The following is a 19,046-nucleotide window of genomic DNA, read 5'->3' on the forward strand; positions in this document are numbered from 1 at the left end:
ATAATGAAAAACCCTTATGCTCCCGGCTTCTGGTGCGCTATTACGGCATTGGTCCTGCTGTCGGCCACCTATTTCTACGGCATCATGCTGGCCCACCAGATCGACAAGGCGCTGGTGTTCCTCGACAGCGCTGCCGCGCTGATTGCGGTGATGGCAATCGTCGTGGTGGCCTGGGCGTCAGTCCAGGGCCAGCGCATCAAGAAAAGACAACTCGAACAAGGCAAGACCCTGGTGCTGATCTGGGACACCAAGGTGGCGTTGCGTCGGGTCGAAACAGTGTTCGACCGGTATTTCTGGGGCAGCTACTGGCAACCGGGGCGTACGTTCCAGGAAGTCATGGGCGAACTCACCGGCACGCCGCTGGAAAAAAGCCTCGAGATCCTGAAAAAGCAATGCCTGGAACTGGACAAGCAAGTTTCCGATGACGACAGGCACTGGCTCAACAATGCCCGTGAACTCTCCGATGTGGCGGCCGCCATGGCCCGAGAACGCTATCAACTGGACTTCTGCGACCCGCGCGCGGAAGTGACGGGCGGGGCGGTGATCAATCGCGACTTTGAAGTGCTGGTGTATACGTGGACGGCGCGGCTGAAAAGCTTTGATCATCAGCTGGATGAGATGGAAGTCCAGTATTCCTGAATGTGTGTCGTCCGTACTGACGCCATCGCGGGCAAGCCCGCTCCCACAGGATTGCGATAAACCTGTGGGAGCGGGCTTGCCCGCGATGGCGATTTCATGCCCGCCGAAACTCTCAACCCTCATGTGCGGTCCATAGACACTCTTTAACCTTTAAACATTGGGCCGCCCGGTGCGCCTGATGCTAATCTGCATCGCACTTTCAGCGCAGTCGTGACCGCAACCCGTCATGGGTTCAGGGAAGACGACCACATTTTCAACAACGGACATTCATCGGGTAATTCATGAATAAATCAGCAGGCGTGCTTCTTGGAATCGTCGTTGCCATCGGTGCAATCAGCGCCGGTGGTGCCTGGTACACCGGCACCAAAATCGAAGGCGTGCTGAACACCTCGATCGCCGACGCCAACAAAGAGCTGAAAGCCGCGCTGGTCGGTTCCAACGGCACAGCGACGCTGGAACTGGTGTCGCTGGAGAGACACATTTTCAGCAGCACCGCGCACTACCGCCTCAAGGGCGAAGGCGAAATGTTCGGCGAAGCGCCGGTCGAGTTGCTGTTCGTCGATCGCCTCGAACACGGTCCGCTGCCGTTCTCGCGTCTGGTGTCGCTGAAATGGTTGCCGGTCATGGCCACCAGTCACTACGAACTGGAAAGAACCCCGACGACGGAAAAATGGTTCGCCGCTGCCAAGGACAAATCCCCACTCACGGGTGTGGTCAACATCGGTTACGACAATGCCACCAACGGCACCCTGCAATTGTTGCCGCTGGACGTAGCGCTGGATGACAAGTCCAACCTGAAATTCTCCGGTCTGAACCTCGACGTCGCCGCCAGCGCCCAGGCGCAAAAGGTCAAGGCCAACGGTTACATGGACAGCCTGACGTTGACCACGGTGGCTGAAGACCAGACGCCGGTGAAGGTCGAGCTGAACGGTCTGACCGTGGCCAGCAACCTGACCAAAAGCACCTACGGCTATTACGTCGGCGACAACACCCTGGAGCTGACCGACAGCAAAACCACCTTCGGCGCCAAGCAATCGATTCTGGGTTTCAAGAAATTTGAAATGAAGAACCAAACCGAAGAGTCGGGCACCAGCGCTTCGGGGCGTGCCGATTACAAGGTGGGTGAAGTGTCGCTGAACGGCAAGAACGTCGGCTCTGCGCAGATGGCCATGAGCCTGAAGAACCTCGACATCCCGGCGACCATGTCGCTGATGCAGGTCTACCAGACCAAACTGCAGCCGTACGAAAAGGCTGCCGCTGAAGCCGCTGCCGCCGGTGAACCGGCTCCAGAGCTGGTGCTGACCCCGGCCGAAGAGGCGCAGGTCAAAACCGGCCTGGAAAAACTGCTCGCGGCTGGCCCGCAGGTGGCCCTGGAGAATCTGTCGTTCAAATCCACCAACGGTGAAAGCCGCGCCAATCTGGTGCTCGACCTGACCAAGCCGCAATCCATGGACCTGCCGCCAGACCAGTTGACCCAACAGCTGATCGCGCTGCTGGATTTCAATCTGCAAGTGTCCAAACCAATGCTCGTCGACCTGCTCACCGTGCAATCGCAAATCGAAGGCCAGACCGACGCCAAGCTCATTGCCGATCAGGCAACAGCGACCGCGGACATGTTCAGCAGCATGGCGGTCGGCACGCAACTGGCCAAACTGGAAGGCAACGACATCGTCACCAAATTGCACTACGCCAACAATCAGGTGGAATTCAACGGCCAGAAAATGACCGTTGAGCAATTTGTCGGCTTCGTGATGAGCAAGCTCGGCGGCGCTCCACAGATTCAGTAACGCCGCTCGTTTCAAGGCAACGCCCGGTCTCTGCCGGGCGTTTTGCTGTGCGCTGTTTAAAGCCTAATCCACGTCCCGAACCAGCCGCCAGGCCTCATCTACCGGCAACGGCTGTTTCATCCGTTCAGCGAGCATCGCCATTGCCCGCTCTTTTTCGCAGGCAACTGCCGCCGCAACCACGCCGTTCTTGCTGAACAGGCCGATAAAGGGAGGATGGTCGGGGTCGCCCTTAAACTCGACTTCGTCCCAGCTTTCGGCGTGGCCGAGGTAGTCGTAGTTTTTGCCGAAATGCCAGGTCCAGAAATACGGTACGTCGAGGTAGTGTTCGTCGCCGCCCAGCATGTTCGCCGCGGCGATCCGCGCCTGTTGCTGGGCCAGGCGCCAGTGCTCGATGCGCTGGGGCTGGCCGTTGAGCGGGAAGGTCGCGATATCGCCCGCCACCCACAACCCTTCGGCCACGCGCATGCCGCCGTCGGCCTGCAGTGACCGATCCTTCTCCTTGGGCAGGTCTGTGAACGGTTCCGTTGCCGGGCTGACGCCGATGCCGACCAGCACCAGGTCGGCGGGCAAACGTTGACCGTTTTCCAGTTTCACGGCTTCGACCTTATCCGTGCCTTCGATCGCTGCGGCGTCGCCATCGGTATGAAACACCACGCCATTGGCCTCGTGCAGGGCGCGAATCGCCTTGCCGACCGCTTCGCCGAACTGCTTGGCGAATGGCACGGCGTGGCGCGCCAGCACGGTGACCTCCAGGCCGTATTGGCGTAGGGCCGACGCGGACTCGAGAGCAATGAAGCTGTCGCCGATGATCACCGCCCGCTGGCCCGGTTTCGCAGCACTCAGGATGCGCGTCGCCTGATCCTTGGAACGCAGCAGGAAGACCTGCGGCAAGTCGGCGCCGGGCAGCGTGAGGGGGTTGGGTATGCCGCCGGTCGCGAGCAACGCCGCGTCATACGTCAGCGACTGACCGTCGGCCAGGCGCAGGGTTTTGTTGGGGGCATCCAGGCTCGCCACCTGGCCGGTTATTCGTTCGATCCGCTGTTCGCGGTAAAAGCTTTCCTCTCGTAGCGGCGGTACTTCTTCGGGTGGCATTTCCCCGGCGATCACGAATTTGCTCAGTACCGTGCGGTCGTAACCGGCATCGGCTTCGCGGTCGATCAACACGACGCGGCCGCCAAAGCCTTTCTCGCGCAATGCCGCCGCCCCCGCCGTGCCCGCGGCACCGGCACCGACGATCACAAACGTGCGCTCGTCATCGGCCGGCGGGGTGTGGGGATCCGATAGCGGCTGATCGTCGACCCAGACTTCGTCATCGCGCATTTCCAGGGGGTAGCGCTTGAGGCTGTCCAGAGATGGCGGTTCACACAGCCCGCCGTCCTCAATCCGGTACGCGGCCTTGTGCCACGGGCAAATCAGGCGCCCGTGACACAGCGCCCCCTCGGCCAGCGGCGCCCCGGCGTGGGGGCATTCGCCTTGATAGGCGCGCAATTGATCGCCGACCCGCAGCAAGACGATTTTGGTGTCCGCGATCCGTACTTCCAGGCCTCGGTTTTCGGGAACATCGGCGAAACGGGCGACGCGGTGCAGGGCCATGGTCACTCTCCAGGCGGGCGTTTCACTTAAGAGTTTGGCGCGTAACCCGAGGTTCAGCCAATTCCCACTGCCACCGCACGAACGGTACAGCTATAGTTCGCAAGCCGACGAAGGCCCCATCCGCACAAGGTGCTCCGGAATGACCCGATTGACCTCTCTGAACCCTTGGCTGGCGGCCGTTGCAGTCGCCCTCTGCGTGCAGTTTCCAGCGCAGGCCCAGGAACGCTTCACCGTCAGCATTCCCGGTGTTTCGGATAACCGATTGTTCACCTCGGCAGCGGCCAGCGACGCCAGCGGCTGCGGCGGCAAGAACCAGTCTCCGGCCCTCAGCTGGAACGCCGGCCCACCTGGCACCTTGAGCTACGCCATCGTCATGCACGACCCGGACGGTCAGAAAGGCCTGGGCGTCGATCACTGGATTCACTACGGCATCAAAGCCACAACCCGCCAGATTCCGGCCGGCGTGGGCGCCAAATCTGCGCTCGAAGGCATGGGCGGCAGCAACAGCAAAGGCACTTCCGGCTACATCGGTCCTTGTCCGCCCGTCGGCGACAGCTCGCACCACTACATCATTCAGCTTTACGCCCTCGATTTGGCGCCGGACGCGTTGCCTGCCGGCCTGACCCGAGCGCAGCTGATGGAAAAAATCAAAGGTCATGTGCTGCGCAACAGCAGCGTGGTGCGGCGTTATCACCGCTGAAATTTTTTCAGCAGTGTTAACCCGAACCTGAACGGGGGCTCGTCTCAGAGGATGAATGGATCAATTTCCTCCTGAGGTCAGCCCCCATGTCCCTCCCTCTGCATTTCCTCCGCCCGGCCGCCCAGGGTTTCACCGTCGGGCTGCTGTTGGCCGTTGCCGGTTGCGGCGTTTCCTCTAAACCTGAGTCCGCTGTTGTGTCGCCACCGGCTCAAGGTGCAATGAAGACTGAGGCGCTGGTGCGCAACGAATCCGTGGCGGCGGATGCGTCGATGGCCAAACGCAGCGTTCGTCCGGCCCCCATTGCTGGCTATGCGCCGATGCCGGCGGGCGAGGCCTACCCGCAGGGTTATCGGGATGAGCAGCGCGAGCAATATCAGGTATTGGCGGATAACCCGATTCACAGCGTGGCCGAGACGCCGGTTTCGACCTTCAGCGCCGACGTCGATACCGGCGCTTACGCCAATGTCCGCCGCTTGCTGAACCAGGGACGCCTGCCGCCCGAAGGCGCGGTGCGACTGGAGGAAATGGTCAATTACTTTCCCTACGATTACGCGTTGCCCACCGATGGCTCGCCTTTCGGCGTAACCACCGAACTGGCGCCGTCGCCGTGGAATCCGCATACCCGTTTGCTGCGCATCGGCATCAAGGCCTCGGACCGTGCAGTCGCGGAACTGGCCCCGGCCAACCTGGTGTTTCTGGTGGACGTCTCCGGCTCAATGGACCGTCGCGAAGGTTTGCCGCTGGTCAAAAGCACCCTGAAATTGCTGGTCGATCAACTGCGCGAGCAGGATCGCGTTTCGCTGGTGGTTTATGCCGGCGAATCGCGTGTCGTACTGGAGCCAACTTCCGGACGCGAGAAAGCGAAGATTCGTACAGCGATCGACCAATTAACCGCCGGCGGCTCGACGGCGGGTGCGTCGGGCATCGAACTGGCCTATCAGATGGCGCAGCAAGCCTTCATCGCCAAAGGCATCAACCGCATCCTGTTGGCCACGGACGGTGACTTCAACGTCGGCATCAGCGACTTCGACAACCTCAAGCAAATGGCTGTGGATAAACGCAAGACCGGCGTGTCCCTGACCACCTTGGGTTTTGGTGTGGATAACTACAATGAACACCTGATGGAACAACTGGCCGACGCTGGCGATGGCAACTACGCCTACATCGATAACCTGCGCGAGGCGCGTAAGGTGCTGGTGGATCAGCTCGGCTCGACCCTCGCGGTAGTGGCGAAGAACGTGAAGCTTCAAGTGGAGTTCAACCCGGCGCAGGTCAGCGAATACCGGCTGTTGGGGTATGAGAATCGGGCGTTGAAGCGTGAGGATTTCAGTAATGACAAAGTCGATGCCGGAGAAATCGGCGCAGGACACACGGTGACGGCGTTGTACGAAATTGTGCCGAAGGGCGAGAAGGGCTGGCTGGAACCGTTGCGGTACGGCAAGGCTGAGTCGGCGGCTTCCGGTACCACCGGGGAATTGGCGATGCTTCGTGTGCGTTATCAGCTGCCAGAAGGTGGGAAAAGTCGCTTGATCGAGCGGCCGATCGCGGGTGATTCGGTCGGCAAAGCCAGTGATGACCTGCGCTTTGCGGCGGCTGTCGCAGCGTTTTCCCAGCAACTCAAGGACGGGCGATATACCGGTGATTTCAGCTTGAAGGACACCGAGGCCTTGGCGCGCGGTGCACGGGGCGACGACCGATTCGGCCTGCGGGCAGAGTTCGTGCAACTGGTTGAGTTGGCGCAGAGCCTGCGGACCACTACCGCCTCCAACAGTGAGCCGCATAAAGGAGAGTACAACTGACATGGCAGCGCCTGAACCGAGCGACGAATCGCTGCTGGCCCGATATCGCGCAGGCGACGGGCCAGCGTTCGAGATCTTGTACGCCCGTCATCGCCAAGGCCTCTACCGGTTCCTCTTCGGTTTGAGCGGCAAGCCCGAACTGGCCGAAGAGGTTTACCAGGACACCTGGCTGAGCCTGATCCGCAGCACCAGTCAGCCACAAGGTCGGGCGAATTTTCGTACGTGGCTCTTTCAGATTGCTCGCAATCGACTGATCGACCACTGGCGCAAACATGGCATTCACAACCCGTTGCATGACAGTTATGACGAGCAGATCCACGCCGTGATGGATGAGGCGACCGATCCGGAGCAACTGCTGAGCCTGAGCCGCGACAGCCAGCGCCTCGAAGCCGCCCTGCAAAACCTGCCCGCCGACCAGCGTGAAGTCTTCCTGCTGCGCGCCCACGGCGATCTCGACCTGCCGCAGATCGCCCACCTCACCGAAACACCCCTGGAAACCGTCAAGAGTCGCTTGCGCTACGCCCAGCAAAAACTGCGTCGGCTGCTGGCCGAGGAGGTACTGACATGACTGACGCCCGAAAAACACCGGAAGACGAAGTGCTTCAGCATTATCGTGAGCACTTGGCTGGCGAACCACCGGCTCATCTGGATGCATTCATCCTGGCAGCCGCACACCGTGAAACGCCTGCACGCAAACCGAACCTGTGGCAACGCTGGGTCCTGGCTTGCCAGAAACCCCGTTGGCAAGTCGCATTCGCCAGCCTGGTTGGCGTGGCACTGATGTTGGCGCTGGTGCAACGTACGCCTGAGCAAGTGCCAACGTTCGATTCCAGCCCAGCGCCCGAAACCTCGTCTTTTGCCGCCAAGAAAGAAGCCGCAGAAGCACCTGCATCGGTTGCCCGCTCAATGGCTGCCCCGGCCGGCGCGATGTCCGCGCCTGCGCCCGCACCCGTAGCGCCAATGGCTGATTTTGCCGCGCCGGCGCAGAGCGAATCGATCAGCGCTGACATGGCTGAAGAGGCAAAGGTGAGCAAGCGCCCAGCGGCGGCGCCGGCAAAGTTTATCGACGATCAATTACGTGAAGTGATCCGCCTGCAAAATGCAGGTCAAACCAAAGCGGCTGAAGAGCTGATGGCGACCTTGCACAAACGCTTTCCCAAGGAAAACCTCGCCGCCCGACTGAAGAATTTGCAGAAAAACTGAGGCGCAAAGCGGTCGGCCATTTGGCATCGACACCCGAAAGCGCGCACTATCGGCCTATAGCCGATGCGTTGGAGGATGCCGTGGCAAAAAAAATCGACCGCATCGCCCAAATGCTCAACTGCCCGGAAAAGGGCGAGGAATTGCGGCGAGCAGTGACGGAGAGTCGTAAGGAGTTTCTTCTGGCGAAGCAGGCAGAAGAGGCGCTGGAGGAAGGCGTCCTTGATGATGAAGAGGTTGAGGACGAAGAGGATGATGAGTACGACGAGTTTGATTGGACGACTGAATGAAAAAACCGCTTAGGCGGTTTTTTGGTTCCCACAAAAAAGCCCCAGACCCTAAGGCCTGAGGCTTTCTCGTTTCTACTATTATGGTGCACCAGGCGGGATTCGAACCCACGACCCCTGCCTTCGGAGGGCAGTACTCTATCCAGCTGAGCTACTGGTGCAAGCGGGCGCCATGATACTCATATGCACTGCGGGCGTCCATGCTGCTGAATCGACTGCGGTTTTCGCAACCGTAACAACCGTTTGCTACGTTGATCAGAAAAAATAGGCAAATGCGCCGTTTTCGTTCTTTTTTTCGAACGCCCTATTGTCCTTTCCCGGCATTGATCCTAGGATTCGTTCGAGATTTCAAACGCTCTTGTCTGGGTGCTGAACCGCACGAGTTTCGAACAGTGCGCTATTTATGTGCTTCAGCCCGGTGAATGATTTCCCTGACGGCAGCCTACAAGGCGCCTTTCTACAATCATAATTCGCTCCGCGCTGGCCGCGGTGCTGTTAAGGAAAGCCGACATGCAGCTTAAAGACACCCAGTTGTTCCGCCAGCAAGCCTTTATCGATGGCGCTTGGGTTGATGCGGACAATGGTCTGACGATCAAGGTCAACAACCCGGCAACGGGCGAAATTTTGGGCACTGTGCCGAAAATGGGCGCTGCCGAAACCCGCCGTGCGATCGAAGCCGCTGACAAAGCGCTGCCGGCCTGGCGTGCACTGACCGCCAAGGATCGTGCGAACAAGCTGCGTCGCTGGTTCGAACTGATCATCGAAAACCAGGACGACCTCGCTCGCCTGATGACCCTGGAACAGGGCAAGCCATTGGCCGAAGCCAAAGGCGAAATCGTTTACGCCGCTTCCTTTATCGAGTGGTTCGCCGAAGAAGCCAAGCGCATCTACGGTGACGTGATTCCGGGCCACCAGCCAGACAAGCGCCTGATCGTGATCAAGCAGCCTATCGGCGTGACCGCAGCCATCACCCCGTGGAACTTCCCGGCCGCGATGATCACCCGTAAAGCGGGCCCGGCACTGGCCGCCGGTTGCACCATGGTGCTCAAGCCTGCTTCGCAAACCCCTTTCTCCGCATTCGCGTTGGCTGAACTGGCCCAGCGTGCGGGCATTCCTGCCGGTGTGTTCAGCGTTGTAACCGGCAGCGCCGGCGACATCGGCAGCGAGCTGACCAGCAACCCGATCGTGCGTAAATTGTCCTTCACTGGCTCGACCGAAATCGGTCGTCAGCTGATGGCTGAATGCGCCAAGGACATCAAGAAAGTGTCTCTGGAACTGGGCGGCAACGCGCCGTTCATCGTGTTCGACGACGCGGACCTGGATAAGGCCGTCGAAGGCGCGATCATTTCCAAATACCGCAACAACGGCCAGACCTGCGTCTGCGCCAACCGTCTGTACATTCAGGATTCGGTCTACGACGCGTTCGCCGAGAAGCTGAAAGTGGCCGTGGCCAAACTCAAGATCGGCAACGGTCTGGAAGAAGGCACCACCACGGGTCCGCTGATCGACGAAAAAGCCGTAGCCAAGGTTCAAGAGCACATTGCTGACGCGATCAGCAAAGGCGCAACCGTGCTGGCGGGTGGCAAGGTCATGGAAGGCAACTTCTTCGAGCCGACCATTCTGACCAACGTGCCGAAAAACGCTGCCGTGGCCAAGGAAGAAACCTTTGGTCCATTGGCGCCGCTGTTCCGCTTCAAAGACGAAGCCGAAGTGATCGCGATGTCCAACGACACCGAGTTCGGTCTGGCTTCGTACTTCTATGCTCGCGACCTGGGTCGTGTGTTCCGTGTGGCGGAAGCCCTGGAATACGGCATGGTCGGCGTCAACACCGGGTTGATCTCCAACGAAGTCGCGCCGTTCGGCGGCATCAAGGCGTCGGGCCTGGGTCGTGAAGGCTCCAAGTACGGCATCGAAGATTACCTGGAAATCAAATACCTCTGCCTGGGCATCTAAGCTCGGCAGACGGGAATGCAACAAGCGGAAAGGGCACGAGAGCGCTGTCCCTTTCTGCGCTTCAAACGGAATTTTCTCTGTGGCCGGGAAAGCTGTGGCAGTCGATCATCGCATGCTGCCGTAGTTGCCTCCCCGCCGCATTTTCCTTGAACCACGCCGCCCGATGAGCGGTGAATGAGGACTTTATGAGCAAGACTAACGCATCCCTGATGAAACGCCGCGAAGCCGCTGTACCACGCGGTGTTGGCCAGATTCACCCGATCTTCGCCGAGTCCGCGAAGAACGCCACCGTGACCGACGTTGAAGGTCGCGAGTTCATCGACTTCGCCGGCGGTATCGCCGTACTGAACACCGGCCACGTGCACCCGAAAATCATCGCCGCCGTGACCGAGCAGCTGAACAAGCTGACCCACACCTGCTTCCAGGTGCTGGCCTACGAGCCGTACGTAGAAGTGTGCGAAAAAATCAACGCCAAGGTGCCGGGTGATTTCGCCAAGAAGACCCTGCTGGTGACCACCGGTTCCGAAGCGGTAGAAAACGCCGTGAAAATCGCCCGTGCCGCCACTGGCCGTGCCGGCGTGATCGCTTTCACTGGCGCTTACCACGGTCGCACCATGATGACCCTGGGCCTGACCGGTAAAGTCGTACCTTACTCGGCCGGCATGGGCCTGATGCCAGGCGGCATCTTCCGCGCGCTGTACCCGAACGAACTGCACGGTGTGAGCGTCGACGATTCGATCGCCAGCATCGAACGTATCTTCAAGAACGACGCCGAGCCGCGTGACATCGCTGCAATCATCATCGAGCCGGTTCAGGGCGAAGGCGGTTTCTACGTCGCGCCGAAAGAGTTCATGAAGCGTCTGCGCGCGCTGTGCGACCAGCACGGCATCCTGTTGATTGCTGACGAAGTACAGACTGGCGCTGGCCGTACCGGCACCTTCTTCGCGATGGAACAGATGGGCGTTTCCGCCGACCTGACCACCTTCGCCAAATCCATCGCGGGCGGCTTCCCGCTGGCCGGTGTTTGCGGCAAGGCCGAATACATGGACGCCATCGCTCCAGGCGGCCTGGGCGGCACCTACGCCGGTAGCCCGATCGCTTGCGCTGCGGCCCTGGCCGTGATGGAAGTGTTCGAAGAAGAGCACCTGCTGGATCGCTGCAAGGCAGTCGGCGAGCGTCTGGTCACTGGCCTCAAGGCCATTCAGGCCAAGTACCCGGTGATCGGCGAAGTCCGTGCCCTGGGCGCGATGATCGCAGTCGAGCTGTTCGTCGACGGCGACAGCCACAAGCCGAACGCTGCCGCAGTGGCATCGGTGGTGGCCAAGGCTCGAGACAAGGGTCTGATCCTGCTGTCTTGCGGCACTTACGGCAACGTTCTGCGCGTCCTGGTACCGCTGACTTCGCCGGATGAGCAATTGGACAAAGGTCTGGCGATCATCGAAGAGTGCTTCTCGGAACTCTGATCTAAGATGCTCAGATGAATGTGTGAGCTGATCGACAAAAAACCCGCTTCGGCGGGTTTTTTTGTCCCCGAAACAATTCGCACCATTCCAAATGACCAGCATTGACTAAGGTACAAGCATCGCAAAGGGAGTGTGTAGATGACCGCTGTGGTTTTACCCGCTGTACCCCGTGTGCTGATTGCCGAGGCTGACCCTTGGTCTCGGGACCTGCTCAAGCAAGTGTTGTTGAGTGTGCGTTGCGACGCACGGCTGGATTTGTGTGCCGATGGCCCGCAGGCGCTGGAGCTGTTGGCGCAACATCCTTACGACCTGGTGATCGTGGACTGGGCGTTGCCTGGCATCGATGGCCTGAACGTCTTGCGCAACGTCCGTCAGCGCAAACGCAATCCGCCGCTGCCTTTCATTCTGATGAGCAGTCGCAACGACAGTGCCAGCGTGCGTGAAGCCTTGCCCCTGGCGCCCACGGCGTACCTGACCAAACCCCTGAACATGGAAAGCCTGACCCAACGTCTGCAGGATCTGCTGCTGAACGCTGGTGAAGAGGTTTATTGTGAAATGCCGACGTTGGCGGCTGGCATGACCCTTTCGGTGTACCTGGAGCGCCGTCGTGAACTGGCGGAGGGTGCGCCGCTGATGGCCGATGTGCAGGTGGCGGTCAAAGCCAGCCTGAATACCCGTGGACTTGACCTGGTGCGGCTGGAAGAGGAAATCCGCACCGACCCGCACATCACTGCTGTGTTGATCGCGGCGTCTAACAGCGCGGCGCTGCATGTTGGCGATGCGGTCCAGACCTTGTCTCAGGCGCTGCACCGCTTGGGCTCCGCGCAAAGCATGAACCTGATCCTCGGGTTGGCACTCAAGCGAAGTGCCCGGCTCAGCGATCCGTTCCTGGCGGACTATGCCGAGCGTTTTTGGGACTTGTCACTGCACACCGCCGAATACGCTCGCAGGCTGGCGCGCTTGCTGGACCTGGATCAGGAGCGCTGTTATTGCGCGGGCATGCTGCATTGCCTTGGCGACCTTGCGTTGCTCCTGTGTTTGCAGGAATGGAAGCAGGCCGGTGGCGAGCTGGATGAATGGGAGGAGGTGGGCAATGCCTTGGCCGAGTTCGGTGCAGCCTACGGTTCTTCGCTGCGGACGCGCTGGCGGCTGCCGCTGGAGCTGCGAGAGCTGATTGCTGCGGCCTACCAGCTCGGTGGCGGGGTTTACTCCCGCGAAGCGCTGGTGATGAACATGGCCGCGCAACTGGCGCACCTGACCGAGCATGAGGGCGTTGAGGCATTGGCCAAGAGCCGGACTGCGCGGTTGCTCAAGATTGGCTTGCCGGAATTGATGCGCCTGCGCAAAAAATAAACACTACGCATAACCCAGTGTGGGAGCGGGCCTTGTGGTGAGGGGATTTATCCCCGTTCGGCTGCGAAGCAGTCGCAGAACGAATGCACTCGGTGTATCTGATACTCCGTATCGCAGGTTTTGGGGCCGCTGCGCGACCCAACGGGGATAAATCCCCTCACCACAAAGGCTCGTCCCCACAGGGGTTTTGGGTTGGATCTGGGTTTTGGGTCAGCCCGAAATGATGCGGTTTTTGCCCTGGCGCTTGGCCTCATACATCGCGGCATCTGCGCGGGCGAACACGCTGTCGAGGGAATCATCCTCCTCCGTCAGGCTGGTCAAACCCTGGCTGACAGTGATGCCGAACATCTGGTCATCATGGCTGAAGCTCAATTGCTGGATTTGCCGTTGCAGGCGCTCGGCGACTTGCATGGCCATGTCGGGTGCGCATCCCGGGAACACCGCAGCGAATTCCTCGCCACCGATCCTTCCGAACAAATCCCCTCGGCGTAACGCGACACGACCGCTCTCGGCGATTCGTTGCAGCACGTTGTCGCCGGCTTGATGGCCGTAGGTGTCGTTAACCACTTTGAAGTTATCGATGTCCAGCAGCAGGAACGCCATGGGTGCGCCTTGCTTGCGCGCCAGGGCAAACTCGCGCTGGGCGCATTCGAAGAAGTGTCGGCGATTGCTGCTTTGCGTCAGCACGTCGGTGGTCGCCAGGCGTTGCAGCTCAGCCTCCATTCGTTTCTTTTCGGTGATGTCTTCGGCAATGCCGACGATGATCACCGGTTGGCCCGGCTCGGCCTGGCGATTGATGAAGCACTTGTCGCTGACCCAGCGTACCTGGCCGTCGGCCGCGATGATGCGGTATTCGCGGTCTTCAACGGCGCCTTTGACCAGCACTTCGGCCAGGCTGCGCTCGGCATAGTCCAGATCATCGGGGTAAATGCAGTCGCGCCACTCGTTGTAGTCGGACAGCAACAGCCCGGCGGAACGGCCAAAAATCCGTTCATAGGCCGGGCTGACGTAGAGCACCTGACGGGTTTCCCAATTGAATGCCCAAAGCACCGCGTTGACGCTCACCAGCAGGGAGCTGAACAGCTGTTCGCGTTCGCTCAGACGTGCGACTTCGCCTTGGGCATGCATGAGTGCCATCAGGGTTTGAGCAGCGTCCGGCCACTGAGGAAGGGATGAGTCTTGTGGGTCTTTATGAACCATCGGGACGAATCTCAAAGGGCGTACGCCGCTCGAGTTTCGAAAGCGGCTACAGCAAAGCCCGCCGGGTGGCGAAGTGTCTTTGAGATAGGGGATTTGGCGTTTGGTTCCCGCCCTTGGTGGCGAGGGAGCTTGCTCCCGCCGGGCGGTATAGGCGACGCGTTCAGTCAGTTGAAACGCGTCGCCGGTTTTGCGGTTGCTTCGCAACCGAACGGGGATAAATCCCCTCACCACAGGCAAGCCCCCTTTCCAGAGGCAAGCTTGTGGCGCCGGGTCAGACGGCGGCAGGGCGCAGGGAGTAGGTCTTCAACTGGTCGGCGAAGTCGCGCAGGGATTGAATCCCGCTGGCTTCGGCTTCGTGAACCCAATCCTTGATGGCGGCCAACATGTCGTGACCATTTGAGCTGGTCTTGACCCAGATCTGCTGCAAGGCCAGGCGTTTTTCGTAAATTACCTTCAGTGCCTGGCTGTGCTCGAGCATGGTCTGGATGCGCACGTGGTGTTTTTCGTCCAGCAGGCTGGTTTCTCGCGAAAGCAGACGTTTTGCCCGGTGAAACTGGTGACGGACCGAGTGATCGACCTTTTCCAGCTCTTGCTTGACCAGTGGAGCGATCACCAATTTGCGGTACTGGGCCATGATCTGGAAGCGGTTGTTGAGGATCGCCATGGCGGTGTCCATGTCCAGGCTGCCTTTGCCTTCGACGCGGTGGGCGATTGGCGCAACCCGCTGGACCTTGGCCAGACGGAAGAAACTGAAGACCTGAATCCAGGCCCAACCGAGGTCGAATTCCCACTTCTTCACCGACAATTTCGCCGAGTTCGGATAGGTATGATGGTTGTTATGCAGTTCTTCACCGCCGATCAGGATGCCCCAAGGCACCAGATTGGTCGCCGCGTCGCGGCATTCGAAATTGCGGTAACCGATGGCATGGCCCAGGCCATTGACCACGCCGGCGGCCCACACCGGAATCCACATCATCTGGATGGCCCAGATGGTGATGCCGATGGTGCCGAACAGCAGCAGGTCGATGACCGCCATGATCCCCACGCCCAGCATCGGGAAGCGGCTATACAGATTGCGCTCGATCCAGTCTTCCGGGCAATTCTTGCCGTAGATGCGCAGGGTCTCCGGGTTTTCCGCTTCGGCGCGGTACAGCTCGGCACCTTTGCGCAGAACGGTGGACAGGCCCTTGATGACCGGGCTGTGCGGGTCATCGACGGTTTCGCACTTGGCGTGATGCTTGCGGTGGATAGCGGTCCACTCGCGGGTGTTCTGCGCCGTGGTCAGCCACAGCCAGAAGCGGAAGAAATGTTTCAGGCCAGCATTGAGCTCAAGCGAGCGATGGGCTGAATAACGATGCAGATAGACCGTGACGCCAACGATCGTGACGTGGGTCATCAGCAGGGTGACTGCCACCAGTGACCAGGGCGACAAGCCGAGAAAACCTTCGTACCACATAGGCTATAGGGCCCTCGATAAATAAAAAAACAGCCGTTGCATTATCACTAAGCCCACAGATAAAACCAGTCACCCTTTCAGATAAGAGTGGCTGGATGTTTCTTTATCCTATAATCCCAATCATTTTGCAGGGACATGGACGGTCGAATGTCTGCCACATATCGCGATGCCTTACGTGCAGCGCTGCTTTACTTGGTGCTTTCCGCGGTCTGGCTGCAGTTTAGCGGTTACTTATTGAACAGTTTCTTCGATGACTCTGCTGAGTTACTGCGATGGCAACTGATCAACGGTTACGTCTGGGTCGCGTTTAGTGCCGGGCTGATCTTCATCGCCCGAGCGCGATTGCTCCGGTGCCTTGGGATCGGCGCCACATTGCGTGAGCGTCATGACGACCGCGAGCGTTTGCGTCAGGCGGCTGCGGTATTCGATTGCACCCGTGAAGGTGTGCTGGTCACTGATAGCAACGGGTTGATCGTCCACGTTAACCGGGCGTTCATGGAAATCACCGGTTACTCGCTTGAGGAAGTGTTGGGTCAGCGGCCAAGTCTGTTCAAGTCGGGCCATCACCCAGCGGATTTTTACCAGGCGATGTTCGCGACACTCAATAGCATCGGTGAGTGGAGCGGGGAAATCTGGAACCGCCGCAAAAGCGGTGAGATCTACCCGCAATGGCAGACGATCCGCATCATTCACGACGATCATGGCCAGCTCAGTCACTACGTCGCCGTGTTTTCCGATATCAGCGCAATCAAGAACTCCGAACATGAACTCAAGCATCTGGCGCATCACGACCCGCTGACGGATTTGCCTAACCGCCTACTGTTCACCGACCGTACCGAACAGGCATTGACGTCGGCGCAACTCCACAAGCGTGGCTGTGCATTGCTGATGGTCGATCTGGATCATTTCAAGATGATCAACGACAGCCTCGGACACAGGGTCGGCGACGAACTGCTCAAAGCCGTGGCCGAGCGTTTGCAGGCCTTGCTTGGCCCGGAGATCACGTTGGCGCGACTGGGGGGGGATGAGTTCGCGGTGCTCGCCGAAAGCTGTCCGCAATTGATGCAGGCAGCGGCGCTGGCGCAGCGGATCATTGATGGACTCAAAGAGCCGTTCCTGATTGGCGGGCATCAACTGTTCATCAATACCAGCATCGGTATCAGCCTGTTCCCCGGCGATGCCTTGAGTGCTGAACAACTATTGCGTAACGCTGACTCGGCGCTGTTCAAGGCCAAAAGCGCCGGCCGCGATGGCTACGCCCTTTATACCGAAGAGCTGACAGCCCATGCCCAGAACCGGGTCGAGACTGCCGTAGAGCTGCGCCGAGCGCTGGAGCAGCAGGAGCTGCGCGTTTATTACCAGCCGGTTCACGACCTCAGGAGCCGTCGCCTGGTTGGCGTCGAGGCGCTGGTGCGCTGGGAGCACCCGAAGCGCGGGCTGGTGCCGCCAGCAGAATTCATTCCCATCGCCGAACGCACCGGGTTGATCGCAGAAGTCGATACCTGGGTGATGCGCCAGGCTTGTCAGCAAATGTGTTTGTGGCAGCAGGCCGGTGTGGCGTTGTCGTTTGTCGCGGTGAACGTCTCTTCTCGATTGTTCGCTCGCCGTGAGCTCTTTCAGCAAGTGGCGAAAGTGCTGCACGAAACCGGGCTCGATCCAGCGTATCTGGAGCTGGAAGTTACAGAGAGCGCGGTGATGGAAGACCCGGAAGTGGCGTTGGAGCAGATGCATCGACTGCGCGAGCTGGGTGTGCGGCTGGCCATCGATGATTTCGGCACAGGCTATTCGTCGCTGCTGCGGCTCAAGCGGTTGCCGGTGCAGAAGCTCAAGATCGATCAGGGTTTTGTCGCCGGTTTGCCGTGGGATGAGGATGACGTGGCGATCGTGCGAGTGATCATCGCGCTGGCGCAAAGCATGGGGATGCAGGTGCATGCCGAGGGGATCGAGCAGGTCGAGCAGGCCCGCTTCCTGCTCGAACAGGATTGCGATCTGGGGCAGGGCTACTGGTTTGGGCGACCGGTTCCGGCCGAGCAGTTGCAGTGGTCGCACGAGCCGGAAATCCGCTAAACCCACGCCCCATCAAATAATTTCATTTGGTTATATAAACATTCTTAAATAGTCTTTTTAAGAATATCTGCGCGTCTCTACTATTGCTCTCACGCCGCAAGCAGTGCCGCCACTGCCAGGCAACCTCTCAGTTGAAGGAGCAGCACGATGAGCGCATCCCTACGTAGCGTTGACGGTCAAGACGAAGCCACCATCTTGCGTGAGATTCAGAGCGCGCTGCGTGATCTGCGTTTTGGCGCTGTGGAAATCACCGTGCACAACGCCCAGGTGGTTCAGATCGAACGCAAAGAGAAATTCCGTTTGCAGAACCCGAGCAACAAACCGAGCTGACAAACCGGCAACCCGCTTCCAGCACACCATAAAAAAAGCCAACACACCAAGAATTCCAGGAGCTTTCACCATGTCGTCGATTCGTCATTTCGCTTTGGCCGCCCTGGCCAGTGCCCTTTTTGCCGGTTCTGCGGTTGCCAAGGATTACGAGTTGCTCAACGTGTCGTACGACCCGACTCGCGAGCTGTACCAGGATTACAACGCTGAGTTCGTCAACTTCTGGAAGAAGGACCACGCTGGCGATAACGTGAAAATCCAGCAATCCCACGGTGGTTCGGGCAAGCAAGGCCGAGCCGTGATCGACGGTCTGCGCGCCGACGTGGTGACCCTGGCCCTGGCCGGTGACATCGATGAAATCGCCAAACTCGGCAAGACCCTGCCGGCCGACTGGCAAAAGCGTCTGCCGGAGGCGAGCACACCTTACACCTCGACCATCGTGTTTTTGGTGCGCAAGGGCAACCCTAAAGGCATCAAAGACTGGGGCGATCTGGTCAAGAACGACGTGTCGGTGATCACCCCGAACCCGAAAACTTCCGGCGGTGCGCGGTGGAACTTCCTCGCGGCCTGGGCCTACGGCCTGAAAGCCAACGGTGGTGACGAAGCCAAGGCCAAGGAATACGTGCAGACCCTGTTCAAACACGTTCCGGTTCTGGACACCGGCGCTCGCGGTTCGACCATCACCTTCGTCAACAACGGTCAGGGCGACGTGTTGCTGGCCTGGGAAAACGAAGCGTTCCTGGCGCTGAAAGAAGACGGCGGCGCTGACAAGTTCGAAATCGTCGTGCCTTCGCTGTCGATCCTGGCTGAACCGCCGGTGGCTGTGGTCGACAAGAACGCCGAGAAAAAGGGCAATGCCGAGATCGCCGAGGCGTACCTCAAGCACCTGTACAGCCCGGCGGGTCAGGAAATTGCGGCGAAAAACTTCTATCGTCCACGTGACAAGGATGTGGCCGCCAAGTACAGCAAGCAGTTCCCGACCCTGGAGCTGGTGACCATCGACAAGGACTTCGGCGGCTGGAAAAGCGCTCAGCCGAAATTCTTCAATGATGGCGGCGTGTTCGACCAGATCTACCAGGCGCAATAACCTGACTTAAGCCTCACCACGAGCCTTATGCTTGGGCGCGTACTTTGTGGGAGCGGGCTTGCTCGCGAAGGCGGTGTGTCAGACGACGACAATGTTGACTGATACCCCTTCTTCGCGAGCAAGCCCGCTCCCACA

The 19,046-nt window shown here is 59.5% G+C and carries 16 protein-coding genes and 1 tRNA gene; 13 read left to right on the top strand and 4 right to left on the bottom strand.

Going from position 1 to position 19,046, the window contains the following annotated elements:
• The first annotated feature begins 3 nt into the window (after positions 1-3).
• Positions 4-639, top strand: a complete 636-nt coding sequence (locus DJ564_RS01860) for an NADH:ubiquinone oxidoreductase subunit N (protein ID WP_109627218.1) — start codon at positions 4-6, stop codon at positions 637-639.
• A gap of 281 nt (positions 640-920) precedes the next feature.
• Positions 921-2,426, top strand: a complete 1,506-nt coding sequence (locus DJ564_RS01865) for a YdgA family protein (RefSeq protein WP_109627220.1) — start codon at positions 921-923, stop codon at positions 2,424-2,426.
• 63 nt (positions 2,427-2,489) lie between these two features.
• Here DJ564_RS01865 and DJ564_RS01870 read toward each other — a convergent pair whose 3' ends face one another.
• Positions 2,490-4,019 (bottom strand): apoptosis inducing factor family protein, encoded by a 1,530-nt coding sequence (locus tag DJ564_RS01870; protein WP_109627222.1) that lies wholly within the window; start codon positions 4,017-4,019, stop codon positions 2,490-2,492.
• A gap of 139 nt (positions 4,020-4,158) precedes the next feature.
• On the opposite strand from DJ564_RS01870, the gene DJ564_RS01875 reads away from it, so the two are divergent.
• The 5 genes from DJ564_RS01875 to DJ564_RS01895 all read left to right on the top strand — a co-directional run bounded on the left by DJ564_RS01875 (position 4,159) and on the right by DJ564_RS01895 (position 8,008).
• Positions 4,159-4,719 (top strand): YbhB/YbcL family Raf kinase inhibitor-like protein, encoded by a 561-nt coding sequence (locus tag DJ564_RS01875; protein WP_109627224.1) that lies wholly within the window; start codon positions 4,159-4,161, stop codon positions 4,717-4,719.
• Positions 4,720-4,805: 86 nt separating this feature from the next.
• Complete coding sequence (locus tag DJ564_RS01880; RefSeq protein ID WP_109627226.1) at positions 4,806-6,518, top strand: VWA domain-containing protein; 1,713 nt, start codon at positions 4,806-4,808, stop codon at positions 6,516-6,518.
• A gap of 1 nt (position 6,519) precedes the next feature.
• The gene (locus DJ564_RS01885) at positions 6,520-7,086 is read left to right on the top strand and encodes an RNA polymerase sigma factor (protein WP_109627228.1); all 567 of its coding nucleotides are present in this window, start codon (positions 6,520-6,522) and stop codon (positions 7,084-7,086) included.
• Complete coding sequence (locus tag DJ564_RS01890) at positions 7,083-7,721, top strand: hypothetical protein (RefSeq protein WP_109627230.1); 639 nt, start codon at positions 7,083-7,085, stop codon at positions 7,719-7,721. Before DJ564_RS01885 ends, DJ564_RS01890 begins: the two co-directional genes overlap by 4 nt.
• Before the next feature lie 20 nt (positions 7,722-7,741).
• Positions 7,742-8,008 carry a hypothetical protein gene (locus DJ564_RS01895; RefSeq protein ID WP_256597465.1) on the top strand — a complete coding sequence of 89 codons (267 nt, stop codon included), beginning with the start codon at positions 7,742-7,744 and terminating at the stop codon, positions 8,006-8,008.
• 81 nt (positions 8,009-8,089) lie between these two features.
• Here the strand turns inward: DJ564_RS01895 and DJ564_RS01900 are convergent.
• Positions 8,090-8,166 (bottom strand) — tRNA-Arg (locus tag DJ564_RS01900).
• 349 nt (positions 8,167-8,515) lie between these two features.
• Here DJ564_RS01900 and gabD point away from each other — a divergent pair.
• The 3 genes from gabD to DJ564_RS01915 all read left to right on the top strand — a co-directional run bounded on the left by gabD (position 8,516) and on the right by DJ564_RS01915 (position 12,774).
• Positions 8,516-9,958, top strand: a complete 1,443-nt coding sequence (gene gabD, locus DJ564_RS01905) for an NADP-dependent succinate-semialdehyde dehydrogenase (RefSeq protein WP_010464868.1) — start codon at positions 8,516-8,518, stop codon at positions 9,956-9,958.
• Between the two features lie 185 nt (positions 9,959-10,143).
• Positions 10,144-11,421 (top strand): 4-aminobutyrate--2-oxoglutarate transaminase, encoded by a 1,278-nt coding sequence (gabT, locus tag DJ564_RS01910; protein ID WP_109627234.1) that lies wholly within the window; start codon positions 10,144-10,146, stop codon positions 11,419-11,421.
• A 138-nt stretch (positions 11,422-11,559) separates the two neighbouring features.
• Complete coding sequence (locus DJ564_RS01915; RefSeq protein ID WP_109627236.1) at positions 11,560-12,774, top strand: HDOD domain-containing protein; 1,215 nt, start codon at positions 11,560-11,562, stop codon at positions 12,772-12,774.
• A 210-nt stretch (positions 12,775-12,984) separates the two neighbouring features.
• Here the strand turns inward: DJ564_RS01915 and DJ564_RS01920 are convergent, their stop codons facing one another.
• A complete protein-coding gene (locus tag DJ564_RS01920; protein WP_109627238.1) occupies positions 12,985-13,974 on the bottom strand; it encodes a sensor domain-containing diguanylate cyclase in 990 nt (329 codons plus the stop codon).
• Positions 13,975-14,245: 271 nt separating this feature from the next.
• Entirely contained in the window at positions 14,246-15,430 is a 1,185-nt protein-coding gene (desA, locus tag DJ564_RS01925) for a delta-9 fatty acid desaturase DesA (RefSeq protein WP_109627240.1), read from the bottom strand.
• A 147-nt stretch (positions 15,431-15,577) separates the two neighbouring features.
• Between desA and dibA the strand changes: the two genes are divergently transcribed.
• The 3 genes from dibA to DJ564_RS01940 all read left to right on the top strand — a co-directional run bounded on the left by dibA (position 15,578) and on the right by DJ564_RS01940 (position 18,911).
• Positions 15,578-17,497 carry a phosphodiesterase DibA gene (dibA, locus tag DJ564_RS01930; RefSeq protein ID WP_109627242.1) on the top strand — a complete coding sequence of 640 codons (1,920 nt, stop codon included), beginning with the start codon at positions 15,578-15,580 and terminating at the stop codon, positions 17,495-17,497.
• Positions 17,498-17,644: 147 nt separating this feature from the next.
• On the top strand, positions 17,645-17,827 hold the full coding sequence (gene oscA / locus DJ564_RS01935) for a sulfur starvation response protein OscA (RefSeq protein ID WP_007945260.1): 183 nt from the start codon (positions 17,645-17,647) through the stop codon (positions 17,825-17,827).
• Positions 17,828-17,897: 70 nt separating this feature from the next.
• Complete coding sequence (locus DJ564_RS01940; RefSeq protein WP_109627244.1) at positions 17,898-18,911, top strand: sulfate ABC transporter substrate-binding protein; 1,014 nt, start codon at positions 17,898-17,900, stop codon at positions 18,909-18,911.
• The last annotated feature ends 135 nt before the right edge of the window (positions 18,912-19,046 follow it).

The organism is Pseudomonas sp. 31-12, assembly GCF_003151075.1.
Lineage (GTDB): Bacteria > Pseudomonadota > Gammaproteobacteria > Pseudomonadales > Pseudomonadaceae > Aquipseudomonas.

Bases quoted from the DNA above. Each gene is read 5' to 3' on its own strand.
- oscA (WP_007945260.1), top strand. From the start codon at position 17,645: ATGAGCGCATCCCTACGTAGCGTTGACGGTCAAGACGAAGCCACCATC.
- DJ564_RS01940 (WP_109627244.1), top strand. From the start codon at position 17,898: ATGTCGTCGATTCGTCATTTCGCTTTGGCCGCCCTGGCCAGTGCCCTT.
- gabD (WP_010464868.1), top strand. From the start codon at position 8,516: ATGCAGCTTAAAGACACCCAGTTGTTCCGCCAGCAAGCCTTTATCGAT.
- gabT (WP_109627234.1), top strand. From the start codon at position 10,144: ATGAGCAAGACTAACGCATCCCTGATGAAACGCCGCGAAGCCGCTGTA.
- DJ564_RS01885 (WP_109627228.1), top strand. From the start codon at position 6,520: ATGGCAGCGCCTGAACCGAGCGACGAATCGCTGCTGGCCCGATATCGC.
- DJ564_RS01915 (WP_109627236.1), top strand. From the start codon at position 11,560: ATGACCGCTGTGGTTTTACCCGCTGTACCCCGTGTGCTGATTGCCGAG.
- DJ564_RS01875 (WP_109627224.1), top strand. From the start codon at position 4,159: ATGACCCGATTGACCTCTCTGAACCCTTGGCTGGCGGCCGTTGCAGTC.
- DJ564_RS01890 (WP_109627230.1), top strand. From the start codon at position 7,083: ATGACTGACGCCCGAAAAACACCGGAAGACGAAGTGCTTCAGCATTAT.
- DJ564_RS01870 (WP_109627222.1), bottom strand. From the start codon at position 4,019: ATGGCCCTGCACCGCGTCGCCCGTTTCGCCGATGTTCCCGAAAACCGA.
- DJ564_RS01880 (WP_109627226.1), top strand. From the start codon at position 4,806: ATGTCCCTCCCTCTGCATTTCCTCCGCCCGGCCGCCCAGGGTTTCACC.
- DJ564_RS01920 (WP_109627238.1), bottom strand. From the start codon at position 13,974: ATGGTTCATAAAGACCCACAAGACTCATCCCTTCCTCAGTGGCCGGAC.
- DJ564_RS01860 (WP_109627218.1), top strand. From the start codon at position 4: ATGAAAAACCCTTATGCTCCCGGCTTCTGGTGCGCTATTACGGCATTG.
- DJ564_RS01865 (WP_109627220.1), top strand. From the start codon at position 921: ATGAATAAATCAGCAGGCGTGCTTCTTGGAATCGTCGTTGCCATCGGT.
- desA (WP_109627240.1), bottom strand. From the start codon at position 15,430: ATGTGGTACGAAGGTTTTCTCGGCTTGTCGCCCTGGTCACTGGTGGCA.
- dibA (WP_109627242.1), top strand. From the start codon at position 15,578: ATGTCTGCCACATATCGCGATGCCTTACGTGCAGCGCTGCTTTACTTG.